Below are 16297 nucleotides of genomic sequence, written 5' to 3' on the forward strand. Positions count from 1 at the left end.
GAGAGGGGCATGGAAGCGATACCGGACAATCGGTCGCGTCTGTTCTGGCTGAGCGTGCTGGCGCTGTTCACGGCCGCCGCAAGTGCGGCGTTGCGCGCGGCGGTGGCGAAGAGCCTGAGGGTGGAGTGGATCGATCCCATCGCGCCGGTGGAGGCGGGCGAGTTGATCGGATCGGCGCTGGGCTCGGCATTCCTCGGCTTTGCGGCGACGTTGTTCGTGGCGAGCGCGCTGCTCGACCGGATCGGTGCGCGCCAGATGCTGATCGGTTGTGGCCTGTGCTTTCTGGTCGGGACAAGCGCGATCATCGGCGCGGGGCATGTCGCGACCGGCATGAGCGTCTATCACATCGTCTGGGGCGGCATGCTCTTGAGCGGTATCGGCTGGGGGCTGGCCGAGGCGTCGATCAACCCGCTGACCGCCCGGCTTTACCCGGAAGACACCACGCACCGGCTGAACGTGCTTCATGCTTGGTATCCCGGGGGGCTGATCGTCGGCGGGCTGGCGGGCGTGCTGCTGGCGGAAATCCTGTCGTGGCAGGCGATCATGGCGCTGGTGCTGATCCCGGCGCTGGGCGTGCTGGTGATGGCGGCGACCACCCAATTTCCGCCGGTCCCGCGCGAGGTACGAGACGTCGGTTTCGGCGGCATGATAGCCGAGGTGTTCAAGCGGCCGAGCTTCTTCGTCTGGTTCGCCGCGATGTTCCTGACCGCCGCGTCCGAACTGGCGCCGGGCCAGTGGCTCGATGTGGCGCTGACCAGCCGGGTGGGCATGCGCGGCATCCTGTTGCTGGTCTATGTCAGCGCACTGATGTTCGTGTTCCGCCATTTTGCCGGGCGGATCGCGGGACGGCTGTCCAATCCTGGGCTGCTCTGGGTGTCGAGCCTGATGGCGGGCATCGGCCTGTTCCTGCTGTCGCGCGCCCAGTCGCCAGTGGCGGCGATCCTGGCCTCGACCGTCTGGGGGCTGGGCGTCTGTGCGATGTGGCCGACCATGCTGGCCTCGGTCGCCGAGCGTTATCCGCGCGGCGGGGCCTGGGCGCTGGGGCTGGTCGGATCGGCGGGCGCGTTGTCCAGCTTCTTCGTGCTGCCTCGATTGGGCGCGATGTTCGATGCCGCCAAGGTCGAGTTGGCAGGCGGGCCGGAGGCGTTCACGCGGCTGACCGGCGAAGCGCTGCGCCAGGTCGAGGATGCGGCGGCGTCGCAGTCCTTTGCGCGGCTCGCGATCGTGCCGGTGATCCTGTTGTTCGTGTTCGGCGGCATTTGGCTGGCCGAGCGCCGTCGTCCCCGTCATCCCGTTGCGGAGAGTGTCGCATGAGCTGGTCGCGTCGCACCGTCATGGGCGGTCTTGCCGCCGCCGTCCCCGCCGCCGCGCTGGCGGGACAGAAGGCCCGCCGGACCTCGAATGCCGCGCGCTTCACCCTGGGCTTCGCGCCGCATCTGGGCAGCTTCGCCAGCCGGGGCGACAGCTCGGTCGAGCAGATCGCCTTTGCCGCCGATCAGGGTTTCTGGGCCTGGGAGGACAATGAATATCGCCTCCGCCCGGTCGCCGAGCAGGAGGCGATCGCCAAGGCGCTGCGCGATCGCAGGATGACGATGGGCGTGTTCGTCGCGTCCATGCCTAAATGGTCGGAATCGCGGCCCTTGCTGGGCGGTGACGACGATGCCGAGCGACAGGCGTTCCTCGCCGATGTGACCAGCGCGGTCGATGTCGCCAAGCGGGTCGGCGCGACGCGGATGACCGTCGTCACCGGCTTTATGGACAAGCGGTTGCATCCCGCGATTCAGATGGGGCGGATCATCGACGTGATGCGCCGAGCAGGGGATATCGTCGCGCCGCACGGGATGGCGCTGGTGATGGAGCCGCTCAACACGCGGACCAACCATCCGGGCGTCTTCATGCAGTCGATCGCGGAAGGCTATGCCGTGGCGCGCGGGGCGAATAGCCCGGGCGTGAAGGTGCTGGCCGACCTGTATCACGAGCAGATTCAGTCGGGGAACCTGATCCCGACGATGAAGCTGTGCTGGGACGAGATCGGCTATATCCAGTTCGGCGACAATCCCGGCCGCAACGAGCCGGGCAGCGGCGAGATCAACTACGCCAATATCTGCCGCTTCCTGAAGGCACAGGGCTATGCCGGCGTGATCGGCATGGAACATGGCAATTCGGTCAAGGGCCGGGCGGGTGAAGACAAGCTGATCGCGGCATACCGCGCGATCGATCCGACAGCATGAGGAGGGGAGCGATGCGGATATTGCCGTTGATCGCATTGGCCGTGGCGAGTGGTGCGGTGGCCCAAGGTCAGCAGGCGGACAAGCCGGGCATGGGCTTTCGCGATACGCCGATGTTGCCGGGTGGCAAATGGCATGTCCATGATCCCGACCGCCCCGCGCCGAAGGTCGTGACCCCCGCCGCACAGCCCGGCGGCGCGCCGTCCGATGCGGTGGTGTTGTTCGACGGACGCTCGATGGACGCCTGGACGCCCAGCGGCAAGCCGTGGGTGCTGAAGGACGGCGCGATGACCGTGCCCCCGCGCGACGGGAAGGCCGAGAGCGTGCTGGTCAGCAAGCAGAGCTTCGGCGACGTGCAGCTTCATCTCGAATTCCGCTCCCCCAACCCGCCGCAGAAAGCGTCGCAGAACCGGGGCAATAGCGGCATCTGGTTCATGCAGCGCTATGAGGTTCAGATCCTCGACGGCTATAATAACCCGACCTATGCCGATGGTCAGGTCGGCGCGGTCTATGCATGGAAGCCGCCGCTGGTGAATGCCGCGCGTAAGCCCGGCGATTGGCAGAGCTACGACATCATATTCGAGCGGCCGCGTTTCGCGGCGGACGGCAAGCTGCTGCGCCCGGCCTATGTCACCGCGCTGTTGAACGGCGTGGTCGTGCAGAACCATCAGGCTATGCTGGGCACGACCATCTGGCGGCAGGTCGAGAAATATCAGGCCCACGGCGATGCCGCACCGATCCAGCTTCAGGATCACGACTCGCCCGTCTCGTTCCGCAATATCTGGGTCCGCCCGCTGCCGCCTGAGGCGATCGCGCAGGACCTGCCGGAGGATGCCCGATGACCCCCCATATAGACCGCAGACATGCCTTGGCGGGGATCACCGCCATGTTCGGCTCCGCGCTGTTCGCGCCCATCGCGCGGGCGGCGGGCGCCGTGGAGCAGGCACGCGGCGCCATCCCCGTCATCTCGGACGGTCCGCCCAGCGTCGCTGTGTTTACACCGGTCCAGCGCGCGACGATGACCGCACTGGCGGAGCGCGTGCTGCCGACCACCGACACGCCCGGCGCGATCTCCGCCGGGGTGCCTGCGTTCATCGAGAAGATGCTGGCCGACTGGTCGCTGCCCGCCGACCGGGTGCCGATCATCGCCGGGCTGAACGCGATCGAGGCGCGCAGCCAGAGCGTCAACAAGCTGGCCGCCGCCAAGGCGAGCCCTACGCAACAGGACACGTTGCTGACCGAGGCGATGGAGGGCGTGCTGCCGGAGGGCCGGGCGTTCTTCGAGCCGTTCCGACAACTGGTCATCACCGGCTATTACACGTCGGAGATCGGCATCACCCAGGAACGCGAATATCTGCCGGTGCCCGGCGAGTACGACGGCGCCTATCCCTATTCCAAGGTCAACAAGGTGTATTCGGCATGATCGATCGTCGTTCGCTGATGGGCGCAGGGCTGGGCCTGGGTGCCGCCGCGTTGCTGCCCGGCATGGCGCAGGCCGCGCAGCTCGGGGCCATCGGGCTCCAGCTCTACACGATCCGCGAGCTGTTCGCCGCCGACCCGGTCAAGACCTTGGAGGCGGTGGCGAAGATCGGCTATCGCGAGGTCGAATATGGCGGGGGCGGCTACGACGCGATGGACCATGCCATGCTTCGCCGGACGCAGGACCGGCTGGGGCTGAAGGCGCCGTCGATCCATGTCCCTTACGACTCGCTGCTCGGCAAGTTCGATGCGTGCGTGACCATGGCGAAAACGCTGGGCGCCGATACCGTCATCCTGCCCTATATGACCGACGAGCATCGCACCGAGGCGGGCTGGAACGCGGCTTTGCCCAACATCAACCGCTTCGCCGCGCAGTTGAGGAAGGCGGGGCTGGGCTTCGCGTATCACAATCACGACTTCGAATTCACCACCAAGCCCGGCGGCATCAGCCTGTACGACCGGCTGCTCAAGGGCACCGACCCGGCGCTCGTAAAGCTGGAGATCGACCTTTATTGGGCGATCCATGCGGGCGTGGATGCGGCCGCGCTGATCCGGCGGCTCGCGGGGCGCATCTATGCCTATCACGTCAAGGATGCGCGCGCCGACGGCAGCATGACGGCGGTGGGTGCGGGCAAGATCGACTTCGCGTCGCTCTTTAAGCTCAACGGCCTCGCGGGCGTGAAGCATTTCTATGTCGAGAACGACCAGGCGCCCGCGCCTTATCTGCCCGACATCACGACCAGCTTCCGGACGCTGCAAGCGCTTCGATTCTAAAACGATAAGACAGATATAGGGAGGACAGCCATGGCGGCGACGAACCGTTTCGACGCGATCGTAATCGGGTCGGGGATCAGCGGCGGGTTCGCCGCCAAGGAACTGACCGAAAAGGGCCTGCGCGTCCTGATGCTCGACCGGGGCGTCATGGTCGAACATGGCGAGGGCTATCCCTATGACGGCAAGCCCGCCTTCGAGGTGCCGGCGCGCAATATCATGCCCAAGCCGTTGCTGGACAGCGATTATTTCATCGCCAAACAGGGCTATGTCGCCCCCAGCAACCAGAAATTCTACAATGACGACCGGCTGAACCCCTATGCCTATGACGAGGGGAGCAAATTCTACTGGATCCGGCCCGCTGCGGTCGGCGGCAAGTCGCTGATCTGGGGGCGCTGGTCCTTCCGCTGGAGCGAGGGCGATTTCGAGGCGAACAAGCGCGAGGGCGTCGCCGCCGACTGGCCGATCCGCTATGACGATGTCGCGCCCTGGTATAGCTATGTCGAGAAATATATCGGCGTGTCCGGCTCGCGCGAGAACCTGCCCTATCTGCCCGACAGCGAGTTCCAGCCGCCGATGCCGATGAACGTGGCGGAAAAGTGGCTGAAGGAACGGCTGGAAAGCCAGTTCCCGGGGCGCAAGCTGATCCACACCCGCCTGTCCAACATGACCGAGGACAAGCCCGACCAGAACCGTACCAAATGCCAGTTCCGCAACCAGTGCGGCAATGGCTGCTCGTTCGGCGCGTATTTCTCGACCCAGGCCGTGACCCTGCCCGCCGCGCGTGCGACTGGGCGGCTGACGCTCCAGTCGGATGCGGTGGTGACGGGGATCGATTATGATCCGGCGAAGAAGAAGGTCACCGGCGTCCGCTATGTCGATGCCAAGACTGGGCAGGCGCAGACGGTTGCCGCGAATCTGGTCTTCGTCTGCGCCTCGGCGATGGCGTCGGTGCAGATCCTGATGAACTCGCGTGCGCCGGGTTCGGAGCGCAGCCATTTCGACAGCAGCGGGACGCTGGGCCGCTATGTCATGGACCATATCTTCCGCGTCGGCGTGTCGGGCGAGATTCCGGGCATGGACGACCTGATCGAATATGGCCGTCGTCCGGGCGGGGTCTATGTGCCGCGCTTCCGTAACCTGAAGGGCGACGAAGGGCTCGGCTTCCGGCGCGGCTATGGCTATCAGGGCTCGGCCTATCGCAACGCCGCCAAGCCGGTCGGCTTCGGGGCGGAGATGAAACATGGGATGCGCCGCTATGGGCCGTGGCAGTTCAGCATGGGCGCGTTCGGCGAATGCCTTCCTTACGAGGACAATCGCGTGTCGCTGCATTCCAGCAAGGTCGATCGCTTCGGTGTGCCGCTGATGAAGTTCGACGTGACCTTCCGCGACAACGAGTTGAAGATGATGGCCGACGCCCGACGCGAGGGCGAGGCGATGCTGCGCGCGGCGGGCATGAAGAACGTCACCAGCGGCGAGTCCGAGCATGTGCCGGGCGACGCGATCCATGAAATGGGCGGTGCACGCATGGGTGCGGACCCGCGCCAGTCGGTGCTCAACAAATGGAGCCAGGCGCATGATGCGTCCAACCTCTATGTGACGGACGGGGCGCAGATGGCGTCGGTGTCGTGCGTGAACCCCTCGCTGACCTTCATGGCGCTGACCGCGCGCGCGGCGGATCATGCGGTCAAGGGGCTGAAGGCGGGGGCGGTCTGAGGTTGGAGGCGACCATTTGGGCAGAGGTTGAGCCCCTCCCCTTCAGGGGAGGGGTTGGGGTGGGGCCTCGCCACAGGCCACATGCTTGCGGAGCCGCCCCACCCCCGACCCCTCCCCTGAAGGGGAGGGGCGAGGCGCAGTGACGTCTTCCAGCCCTAAGCCTGTTACCATCGCCAAACGCCCCGAAGGCGTCACCATCCGCGCGGTCGGCGAGCGGGCGGGGGTGTCGGCGATGACCGTCTCCAACGTCATCAACGGTGCTGGCCGCGTCAGCCCCACGACGCGCGCGGCGGTGCTCGCGGCGATCGAAGCGCTGGGTTACGTTCCCAATGTCGCGGCACGCCGCCTGGCCAAGGCGCGGGCGACGACGCTGGGGCTGCTCTATAGTGACAAGGGCACGCCCTTTATTGATTCGGTGCTGCTCGGCGCGCTGCGCGCGAGCAATGCGCGCGGTCTGCAATTCATCGCCCAGGCCGAAGAGGGTCTGACCCGCGAAGCGGCCGAGGCGGCGCTGCGCACGCTGGTGCAGAGCGGCGCGGCGGCGGTGTTGCTCCTGCCTCCCTTTGCCGAATTGTTGAGCGGGTCGGGGCTGTTCGAGGAACTGGGCGTCGCGGCGGCGGCGATCGCGACGGGGCAGGTGATGTCCGACATGGCGACGGTGCGGATCGACAATCGCGCGGCGATGGCGGCGATGACCGCGCATGTCGTGCGGGCCGGGCATCGCCGCATCGGCTTTCTGGCGGGGCCACAGCATTTCTCGGTCGCCGATGAGCGGTTGGCGGGATTTCGCGACGGGCTGGCGGCGAGCGGGATCGCGTACGACCCGTCGCTGGTCGTGCGCGCCGGGTTCGATCCGGCGGCGGGCGCGGCGGCGGGCGGGGCGCTGCTCGACCGCCAGGACCGGCCGAGCGCGATCCTGTGCAGCAGCGACGACATGGCCGCCGGGCTGATCGGCGAGGCCTCGCGCCGGGGCCTGCGGCTGCCGGACGAACTGGCAGTGACCGGGTTCGACGATACCGCGATCGCGGCCCGGCTCTGGCCGCCGCTGACGGTGATCCGCCAGCCGGTCGGCGACATGGCCTTCCGCGCGGTCGAGCAGGTGCTGGCGGCGCTACGCTCGCGGGTGGTGGAGGACCGGGTGGTGGATTTCGAGCTGGTGGTGCGGGAGTCGGTAGGGCGGGGATGATTCCCTTCCTCCGTTCGCACGGAGCGAAGTCGAAGTGCACGCCCTGGCGCTACCCGGATCCCTTGGCCTTCGACTTCGCTCAGGCTGAACGGGGCAGGGGGGATGGGCGTTTCACAAACCCCCGTTCCCCGGCGAAGGCCGGGGCCCAGGCGCCATCAAGTGCGTGGAGCGCGCCGCGAGGCGGGGGAGGCCCATCCATCCCGCCCCCGATCATTCACCGCAACTGGGCCCCGGCCTTCGCCGGGGAACGGAATAGAAGAAGGAGGGGCGACCGGGTTACCCCGTCCGCCCATAGTCCGCGATCAGCGCGACTTCCTCGGGATCGCCCAGCACCACGCCGACGCGCTGGTGCAGGCCGACCGCCTCGACCTCCATGATCGGGATGGCGCCGTCGATCGACGCGCCGCCCGCCTGTTCGATCAGGAAGCTCATCGGGTTCGCCTCATAAAGCAGGCGCAGCTTGGCCTTGCCGTCTTTGCGGTGGTCGCCCGGATAGAGGAACACGCCGCCCCGCTTCAGGATACGGTGGACATCCGCCACCATCGAGGCGGTCCAGCGCATATTGTAATCCTCGCCCAGCGGCCCCTCGGTGCCGAGGATGCGCTCTTCGATATAGCGCGCGATACCGGGCGACCATTGGCGGCGGCGCGCCATGTTGATCGCGAATTCCTTGGTGCCGGTGGGGATACGCATCGGCCCGTCGGTCAGCCGCCACGATCCGATTTCGCGGTCCAGCGTGAACTCATAGACGCCGGTGCCGACCGTCAGGACGAGCAGCGTCTGCGGTCCATAGATCGCATAGCCCGCCGCCACTTGCGCCCGGCCGGGCTGGAGGAAGTCCGCCTCGGTCACTTCGCGGCCCGCGCAATCCTCGGGCGCGCGCAGGACCGAGAAGATGGTGCCGACCGACAGGTCGACATCGACATTGCTCGACCCGTCGATGGGATCGAACAGCAGCAGATATTCGCCACGCGGAAAGCGATTGGGAATGCGGTGGATCGTCTCCATCTCCTCCGACGCCATGGCGGCCAGGTGTCCGCCCCATTCGTTCGCATCGAGCAGCAGGTCGTTGGCGATCACGTCCAGCTTCTTCTGGACCTCGCCCTGCACATTCTCGCTGCCCAGGCTGCCGAGCACATCGCCCAGCGCGCCCTTGGAAATCGCCTGATTCACCGCCTTGCAGGCGCGGGCGACCGTCTCGATCAGAAGGCGAAGCTCGGCGGGGCAGGTCTCTTCGGAGCGGCGCTGCTCCTCGATCAGGAAACGGGTCAGCGTCGTCTGGCGCGGCGTCGTCATCGATTGCTCCGGGATTGGCCAGGAAATGATCGGCCCCGCGGGCTCCCTCCCGCCGGGCCAAGCCATGGTGGCGGGCGGACCATGGACCGGCCTCTTCGCATGCGCAACCTGACGTTAAGCAAAGCTGGCGCTTTATGGGACCGTAGCAAATCTGTTATATCCCACTTCGCAAATGGGATATGATGGAGGTCGGAGGATCGCTTATGACGACCGGACGGCTGATGACGGACACCCCCATGCAGGGTCATGCCTCGACGGGCATTGACGGCATCGTATCGGCGTTGCGCACCGCCCGGCATGGCTGGCGGGTGCGGCAGGATGCGGGCCGCGATGTCGAGCAGTTTCCGTCACGCAGCGGCGTCGAGGATGTCGTCGCGCTGGTCGCCGCCGCGCTCTATCCGCGCCGCCTGGGCCATTTCCGGGGCGCGGCGCAGGAGGAGGATCGTTTCGTCGCCGCCAAGCTGCTCGCCGCGCTGACCGCGCTGGAGCGTGAGATCGGGGCCGAGCTGGCCTATTGGCAGAAGGATGTCGACGCCGCCTTTCCGCCCGAACAGGCGGCGCTGGTGTCGCGGCTGTTCGGGGCGACCCTGCCGCAGGTGCGCGAGCTGATCGACAGCGATGTCGAGGCGGCGTTCCTGGCCGATCCCGCCGCGCGCAGCGTCGACGAGATCCTGCTCTGCTATCCCGGTGCCATCGCCAGCCTGCACCACCGTATCGCGCATGAGCTGAACGCACTGGGCGCGCCGATCGTGGCACGGACGATCTCCGAACTCGCCAATGAGCGGACCGGGATCGACATCCATCCGGGCGCGACCATCGGGCGGCATTTCTTCATCGACCATGGCACGGGCGTCGTCGTCGGCGAGACCGCGATCATCGGCGAGCGCGTGCGCGTGTACCAGCATGTGACGCTGGGTGCGCGTTCGGCGCTGGGCACCGCGCCGCGTTCGCCGCGCGACCGTTTCTCGCGCCATCCCATCGTCGAGGATGACGTCATCATCTATGCGGGGGCCACGATCTTGGGGCGGGTGACGATCGGGGCGCGGTCGGTGATCGGGGGCAATGTCTGGTTGTTGACCGATGTCGAGCCGGACAGCGTGCTCGTCCAGCCCGAGGCGCTGGCGCTGCCGCGCGCGGACGCGCGGGCATTGCGGCAGGAATTGGAGGGGACGGCATGAAGCAGGGGCGCAAACCGGTCATCGGCCTGATGTGCGGCAATGAGGTTTCCAGCCGTCCGATCCAGGCGGTGGCAACGCGCTTCATCGAACCGCTGGTCCAGCTGTGCGGCGCGAGCGTTCTGATCGTCCCCGCCGTGCCCGAAGCGGTCGACACTGCGTTGATGGCCGACATGCTCGACGGGCTGCTGCTGACCGGTGGGCGCTCGCATGTCGCCCCCGCCCAATATGGCGACTGCGCCGAACTGGCGCCGCAAGCCTGCGACCCGCAGCGGGATTCGGTCGCGCTGGCGCTGGCGGGGCGGATGATCGAACGCGGCAAGACGGTGTTCGGCATCTGCCGGGGAATGCAGGAGATCAATGTGCTGTTCGGCGGCTCGCTGACCTGCCTGGGCGGGTTGCCGCGTCATCATCGTGGTTCGTGGGACGGCGATTACGACACGTTGTTCGGCCACCACCACCCCGTCGACCTGATGCCCGGCGGCGCGCTGGCCGGGCGCAGCGGGCATCGCCGGGTCGAGGTCAACTCAGTGCATCAGCAGGGCGTCGACCGGCTGGGCTATGGCCTGGTGGTCGAGGCACGCGATGCCGAGGACGGGCTGATCGAGGCGTTCCGCGCGCCCGGCTGCGGCGCGGATGTGCTGGCGGTGCAGTGGCATCCCGAATGGGGCATCGCGACTTGCGGCGTGGCGCGCGGCTTCTTCACCATGCTGGGCGAATCTGTGCGCGGCCACGCCTGACCGCCATTTTCCCCGGTCCTCCATCGATTGTCGCAGGGACGGTTCGCGCCGTCGGATAGCGCTTGCGTTCGGCGCTCGGCTCGCCGTACAGTCGCGCTCATAAAATATGACTTTCATGGAGAAGGAGTCGTGATGGCGTCAGTCGGCACGGGACGGCACAAGCGAGGACAAGGCTGATGGCGCTGCCTGTCGATCTACCCCCGATGGCCATGACGGGGCGGGACGGTGATGCCGCCGGCCATGGCGATACGGTCGCGCGCAGCAATCTTCCCGCGCTCATCATCACGGTCAGCCTGTTCTTCCTGTGGGGGATGGCCAACAACCTGAACGACATCCTGATCGCGCAATTCCGCAAGGCCTTCACGCTCAGCGATTTCGGGACCAGCTTCGTCCAGCAGGTCTTCTATCTCGGCTATTTCCTGCTGGCGGTGCCCGCCTCGATGGTGATGCGCCGTTACGGCTACAAGGCGGCGATCGTGCTGGGGCTGACGCTCTATGGCACCGGCGCGCTGCTCTTCTATCCGGCGGCGGCGGCGAGCCTGTACCAGTTGTTCCTGCTCGGCCTGTTCGTGATCGCGGCGGGCCTCGCCTTCCTCGAAACCTCGGCCAATCCGCTGATGGGTGAGCTGGGCGATCCGGCTGGGGCGACCCGGCGGCTCAACTGGGCGCAGGCGGCCAATCCGCTGGGCGCGATCACCGGTGTCCTGATCGGACGCTTCTTCATCCTGTCGGGCATCGAACATGACGAGCGGGCGCTCGCCACGATGGACGCCGCCGCACGCACCGCTTTCTACAAGGCCGAGGTGCAGGCCATCGCGCCGCCCTATGTCGCGATCGCGATCGTCGTGTTGCTGTTCGCCGTGGCGGCCGCCCTGGTCCGTTTTCCCAGCGGTACGCCGGTCCGTGCGGAGGAAGGGCGCGGCGGCCGCTTCGTCGACGTGTTCCGCCAGCCGCGCCTGATGGGGGCGGTCGTCGCACAGTTCTTCTATGTCGGCGCGCAGGTCGGCGTGTGGAGCTATACGATCCGCTATGCCCAGGCCAATGTCGGCCTGAATGAGCGGGGCGGCGCGGATGCGCTGTTCTTCTCGCTGGTGCTGTTCGCTGCCGGGCGTTTCCTGGGCAGCGCGCTGATGGGGCGCGCCGCACCGGTGAAGCTGCTGGCGCTGTTCGCAGGGCTTTCGGTCCTGCTGACCGCCGTGGCGGCCATGCTGGGCGGCTGGCCGGGCTTGATCGCGCTGGTCGCGGCAAGCTTCTTCATGTCGATCCAGTTCCCGACCATCTTCGCGCTGGGGATCGAGGGGCTGGGGCCGTTGCGCCGGGCGGGGGCGTCGCTGATCGTCATGGCGATCATCGGCGGGGCGGGGCTGACCGCATTGATGGGCTTGGTGTCCGACCATGCCGGTATTACCAGCGCGATGCTGGTCCCGACCGTCAGCTTCGTGGTCGTGACACTCTTCGCCCTGATGCTGGGCCGCCGGAAGGAGATGAATTGATGAACCGTCTGCAGGGTAAGCGGGCGATCGTGACGGGCGCCGGACAGGGCATCGGCCGCGCCGCCGCCGAACTGTTCGCCGCCGAGGGGGCAGAGGTGATCGCGGTCGATCGCAATGCCGATGCGCTGGCCAGCCTTCGGGGCTGCACGACCGAAATACTGGACCTGACCGACCCGGCGGCGATCGCCGCGTTCGGCGAGCGGACGGGCGCGGTCGATGTGCTGTTCAACTGTGCGGGCTATGTCGATGCGGGCGACCTGCTGGCGACGCAGGACGGGGGATATCGCCTGTCCTTCGACCTGAACGTCCATGCGATCACCCATATGCTTCAGGCGTTCGTGCCCGCGATGATCGCACAAGGCGGTGGCTCGATCGTCAACATGGCCTCGGTCGCGGGGGCGCTGATCGGTGTGCCCAATCGCTACGCCTATTGCGCGTCCAAGGGCGCGGTCGCAGGGATCACCCGTTCGGTCGCGCTGGACTATGTCGGGAAGGGCATTCGCTGCAACGCAATCTGCCCCGGCACCGTCCAGTCGCCCAGCCTCGACGAGCGGCTGGCCGCGACCGGCGATGCGGAGGCCGCGCGTGCCGCCTTCGTCGCGCGCCAGCCCATGGGGCGGCTGGGCCGCGCCGAGGAAGTCGCCGCGCTCGCCCTCTATCTCGCCTCGGACGAGAGCGCCTATACCACCGGCCAGATGCACGCCATCGACGGCGGATGGACGATGGCGTGACGCACACGCGCCCGCCTTTCGTCGACGCGCATTTCCATCTGTGGGATCACGCGGTGCTGCGCTACCCATGGCTGGACGCGCCCGAGACCGCGCCGATCGCCGCGAGCTATCGAATCGCCGATTACCGGGCGGAGTTGGCAGGGTGGAATCTGGCGGGCGCGGTGCATGTCGATGCGGGTGCGCATCCCGATCAGGGTGCGGACGAGACGATCTGGCTGAACGGCGTCGCGGATGAGGACGGCCTGCCCGGCGCGATCGTCGCGCGGGTCGAACTCGATCACCCGGCGGTCGAGGCGCGACTGGCATGGCAGGCGGCGCAGCCACGGGTGAAGGGCATCCGTCACCTTATCAACTGGCACCCGACCGACCCCGCGCGCCGGGCCTATGAGCGTGACCTGACCCGCGATCCGCGCTGGCGGGCGGGTTATGCGCTGCTCGGTCGCTATGGGCTGAGCTATGATTTCCACGGCTTTCCCGCGCAACTGTCGGGACTGGCCGAGGTCGCAGGCCAGCATCCCGAGGTGCCGGTCATCCTCAACCACCTCGCGCTGCCCATCCCGGCAGACGGGCTGGAGGAATGGCGCGCCGGATTGATCGCTTTTGCCGCCATGCCCCATGCCGCGATCAAGCTGTCGGGGGCGGGGTTCATAGGACCGCGCTTCGATCCCGCCGGTTTCGCCGATATCGTTGCCGAGGTGATCGACCGTTTCGGCACCGACCGGGTGATGGTCGCGACCAACTTTCCGACCGACCGGCTTGCCGCCGGTCTCGACCATACGCTCGGCGCTTACGAGGCGTTGCTGAGCGGCTTTTCCGATGACGAGCGGCGCGACCTGTGGGGGCGCAATGCCGACCGGATCTATCGATTGGGCCTGAACCTATGACCGACATTCCCCGTCGCAAGATGGGCCATACCGACTGCGCCTTGCCCGAACTGGGTTTTGGTGCGGCGGCGATGGGCAATCTCTATGCCGCGATCGACGATGCCAGCGCCGCCGTGACGCTGGACGCCGCGCTATCGGCCGGTTTCCGGTATTTCGACACCGCCCCTCATTATGGCCGGGGGCTGAGCGAGCGGCGGCTGGGCGATGGCTTGCGCGGGCGGGGCGACGTGATCGTCTCGACCAAGGTCGGGCGGCTGATGGACCCGGACGCCAGCATCACCGACGACCGCGAACGCGACGGCTTTCACACCGCCATGCCGTTCCGTGCCCGCTACGACTATAGCTATGACGGCATCCTGCGCAGCCATGAGCAGAGCCTGCAACGGCTGGGCCTGGCGCGCGTCGACATGCTGTTCGTCCATGACATCGGCCGGGTCACCCATGGCGAGGCCGATGCCCGGTATCGCGAACAGCTGATCGCGGGCGGCGGCTTTAGGGCGTTGGAGAGCTTGCGCGATCAGGGCGCGATCTCCGGTTTCGGGCTGGGCGTCAACGAAGTCGAGGTCTGTCTGGACCTGATGGAGGCGGTGCGGTTCGACGTGATCCTGCTGGCCGGGCGATACACCCTGCTGGAACAGGGCGCGCTCGATGCGCTGTTCCCGGCCTGCGCGATGGCGGGCACGTCGATCGTGATCGGCGGCCCGTATAATAGCGGCATCCTGGCCACGGGCAGTGCGGCGGCCGGGCGCTACAATTACGCGCCGGCGCCCGAAACCGTCCTCGCCAGGGTCCGCGCGCTGGAGGCGGTGGCCGCGCGTCACCGGGTTTCGCTGCCCGCCGCCGCGCTCGCCTTCGTGCTGGCCCATCCGCTGGTGGCCAGCGTCATTCCCGGTATCGCCGATCCGCAACAGGTATCCGACACGATGCGCCTCTACGCCGAACCCATCCCGTCCGCCTTCTGGGCGGACTTGCGTGCCGAAGGGCTGGTCCGCCCCGACGCGCCCTTGCCGGGAGAGGGCGCATGAGCGTCGCCGCCATCCGACTGACCCCGACCGACAATGTCGCCGTCTGCTGCCGCACGGTCGAGCCGGGCGAGCATATCCTGGTCGACGGCCATGCGCTGACCGTGACGGAACGCGTCGCGCTGGGCCACAAGCTGGCGGTTTTCCCCTTGGCGACCGGCGACAAGGTCATCAAATATGGCATGCCGATCGGGTCGATGACGCATGACGCGCCCGCCGGTGGCTGGGTCCATATGCACAATATGCAAAGCGACTATATTCCCGCGCACCTGCGCGACGCGCACGGAGATCACGCATGAACGGGGGCATGACGACCGGGCGGACCTGGCAGGCCTGGGCCCGTCCCGACGGGCGCAAGGGCATTCGCGACGCGATCGTCGTCGTCTATCTGGTCGAGTGCGCGCATCATGTCGCGCGGCGGATCGTCGACCGGATGGACGATCCGCGCGTGCAGCTGATCGGCTTTCCCGGCTGCTACCCCAATGACTATGCGCTCGCGATGATGAAGGCGCTGACCACGCATCCCAATGTCGGCGGCGTTGTCCTGCTGTCGCTGGGTTGCGAGAGCTTCAACCGCGAGGCGCTGGCCGCCAATGCGCGTGAACAGGGGCGTCCTGTCGAGACGATCGTCATCCAGCAGTCGGGCGGCACGCGCGGCGCGATGGAGGCGGGGATCGCCGCCGTCGAGCGTGTCCGGGCGGCGGCGGATGCGCAGGCCGTGCGCGTGCCGATGACCATGTCGGAACTGGTGATCGGCACCATCTGCGGCGGGTCGGACGGGACCAGCGGCATCACCGGCAACCCGGCGGTCGGCCGCGCCTTCGACACGCTTTATGATGCGGGTGCGATCTGCATCTTCGAGGAAACCGGCGAGATGATCGGGTGCGAGGGCCATATGGCCGAGCGCGCCGCGACGCCGGAGGTAGCGCAGGACCTGATCGCCTCGGTCGCGCAGGCCGAGCGTTACTATCGCGCCATGGGCTATGGCAGCTTCGCGCCCGGCAATGCCGAGGGCGGCCTGACCAGCCAGGAGGAGAAGTCGGCGGGCGCCTATGCCAAATCTGGCAGCCGTCCGATCACCGGCGTCATCCTTCCCGCCGAACAGGCGCCGGGACCGGGTCTGTACCTGCTCGACGTGGTGCCGGCGGGCGATCCGAAATTCGGCTTCCCCAACATCGTCGACAATGCCGAGATCGGCGAACTGATCGCGTGCGGCGCGCATATCAACCTGTTCGTGACCGGGCGCGGATCGGTGGTCGGCTCGGCCATCTCGCCGGTCATCAAGGTCGCGGCCAATCCGGAAATGTATGCCCGGATGGAAGGCGATATGGACGTCAACGCCGGGCGCATCCTGTACGGCGACGCCACGCTGGACGAGGTGGGCGCGGAGATCGTCGACCTGATCGTCGCGGTATCGGGCGGCGCGCAGACCAAGTCGGAAGCGCTGGGCCATCAGGAGTTCGTGCTGACCTACAAGGCGGCGGGGGCCAAGGGGCCGGGCTGTCTGCCGCACGCGGCGTAAGGAGGGCTGAATCTTCCCCCGTTCAGGGGCGGGGGCGGGGCGCTTCCGTAAGGA

At 67.4% G+C, this 16297-nt stretch carries 16 protein-coding genes; 15 read left to right on the top strand and 1 reads right to left on the bottom strand.

The features are described 5' to 3' along the window. The first annotated feature begins 9 nt into the window (after positions 1-9). The 7 genes from NS355_RS14620 (at position 10) to NS355_RS14650 (ending at position 7380) form a co-directional block, all read left to right on the top strand. Complete coding sequence (locus tag NS355_RS14620) at positions 10-1314, top strand: MFS transporter (RefSeq protein WP_058746375.1); 1305 nt, start codon at positions 10-12, stop codon at positions 1312-1314. Continuing rightward, positions 1311-2231 (top strand): hydroxypyruvate isomerase family protein, encoded by a 921-nt coding sequence (locus NS355_RS14625; protein WP_058746376.1) that lies wholly within the window; start codon positions 1311-1313, stop codon positions 2229-2231. The genes NS355_RS14620 and NS355_RS14625 overlap by 4 nt, the downstream gene beginning before the upstream one ends. Positions 2232-2242: 11 nt before the next feature. Continuing rightward, on the top strand, positions 2243-3070 hold the full coding sequence (locus tag NS355_RS14630) for a 3-keto-disaccharide hydrolase (RefSeq protein WP_058746377.1): 828 nt from the start codon (positions 2243-2245) through the stop codon (positions 3068-3070). Continuing rightward, positions 3067-3651, top strand: coding sequence for a gluconate 2-dehydrogenase subunit 3 family protein (locus NS355_RS14635; RefSeq protein ID WP_058746378.1), 585 nt, complete (start codon positions 3067-3069; stop codon positions 3649-3651). The genes NS355_RS14630 and NS355_RS14635 overlap by 4 nt, the downstream gene beginning before the upstream one ends. After that, complete coding sequence (locus NS355_RS14640) at positions 3648-4481, top strand: sugar phosphate isomerase/epimerase family protein (RefSeq protein ID WP_058746379.1); 834 nt, start codon at positions 3648-3650, stop codon at positions 4479-4481. The genes NS355_RS14635 and NS355_RS14640 overlap by 4 nt, the downstream gene beginning before the upstream one ends. Before the next feature lie 30 nt (positions 4482-4511). Beyond that, positions 4512-6194 carry a GMC family oxidoreductase gene (locus NS355_RS14645; protein ID WP_058746380.1) on the top strand — a complete coding sequence of 561 codons (1683 nt, stop codon included), beginning with the start codon at positions 4512-4514 and terminating at the stop codon, positions 6192-6194. A 139-nt stretch (positions 6195-6333) separates the two neighbouring features. After that, complete coding sequence (locus NS355_RS14650) at positions 6334-7380, top strand: LacI family DNA-binding transcriptional regulator (protein WP_244489698.1); 1047 nt, start codon at positions 6334-6336, stop codon at positions 7378-7380. Between the two features lie 276 nt (positions 7381-7656). Here NS355_RS14650 and NS355_RS14655 read toward each other — a convergent pair whose 3' ends face one another. Next, positions 7657-8676, bottom strand: coding sequence for a class 1 fructose-bisphosphatase (locus NS355_RS14655; RefSeq protein ID WP_042485872.1), 1020 nt, complete (start codon positions 8674-8676; stop codon positions 7657-7659). 221 nt (positions 8677-8897) lie between these two features. On the opposite strand from NS355_RS14655, the gene epsC reads away from it, so the two are divergent. The 8 genes from epsC to NS355_RS14695 all read left to right on the top strand — a co-directional run bounded on the left by epsC (position 8898) and on the right by NS355_RS14695 (position 16243). After that, positions 8898-9854 carry a serine O-acetyltransferase EpsC gene (gene epsC, locus NS355_RS14660; RefSeq protein ID WP_058746388.1) on the top strand — a complete coding sequence of 319 codons (957 nt, stop codon included), beginning with the start codon at positions 8898-8900 and terminating at the stop codon, positions 9852-9854. Further along, a complete protein-coding gene (locus NS355_RS14665; RefSeq protein ID WP_209445108.1) occupies positions 9851-10591 on the top strand; it encodes a gamma-glutamyl-gamma-aminobutyrate hydrolase family protein in 741 nt (246 codons plus the stop codon). The genes epsC and NS355_RS14665 overlap by 4 nt, the downstream gene beginning before the upstream one ends. Before the next feature lie 176 nt (positions 10592-10767). Further along, positions 10768-12084 (top strand): L-fucose:H+ symporter permease, encoded by a 1317-nt coding sequence (gene fucP, locus NS355_RS14670; RefSeq protein ID WP_275934732.1) that lies wholly within the window; start codon positions 10768-10770, stop codon positions 12082-12084. Then, complete coding sequence (locus tag NS355_RS14675; RefSeq protein WP_058746381.1) at positions 12084-12815, top strand: SDR family oxidoreductase; 732 nt, start codon at positions 12084-12086, stop codon at positions 12813-12815. The genes fucP and NS355_RS14675 overlap by 1 nt, the downstream gene beginning before the upstream one ends. Continuing rightward, entirely contained in the window at positions 12812-13699 is an 888-nt protein-coding gene (locus NS355_RS14680; protein WP_058746391.1) for an amidohydrolase family protein, read from the top strand. Before NS355_RS14675 ends, NS355_RS14680 begins: the two co-directional genes overlap by 4 nt. After that, positions 13696-14724 (top strand): aldo/keto reductase, encoded by a 1029-nt coding sequence (locus tag NS355_RS14685; RefSeq protein ID WP_058746382.1) that lies wholly within the window; start codon positions 13696-13698, stop codon positions 14722-14724. The genes NS355_RS14680 and NS355_RS14685 overlap by 4 nt, the downstream gene beginning before the upstream one ends. Beyond that, complete coding sequence (locus NS355_RS14690; RefSeq protein ID WP_058746383.1) at positions 14721-15020, top strand: UxaA family hydrolase; 300 nt, start codon at positions 14721-14723, stop codon at positions 15018-15020. The genes NS355_RS14685 and NS355_RS14690 overlap by 4 nt, the downstream gene beginning before the upstream one ends. Positions 15021-15028: 8 nt before the next feature. Continuing rightward, a complete protein-coding gene (locus tag NS355_RS14695; RefSeq protein ID WP_058746392.1) occupies positions 15029-16243 on the top strand; it encodes a UxaA family hydrolase in 1215 nt (404 codons plus the stop codon). Positions 16244-16297 lie beyond the last annotated feature (54 nt).

The organism is Sphingomonas yabuuchiae, from assembly GCF_001477495.1.
Taxonomy (GTDB): domain Bacteria; phylum Pseudomonadota; class Alphaproteobacteria; order Sphingomonadales; family Sphingomonadaceae; genus Sphingomonas; species Sphingomonas yabuuchiae_A.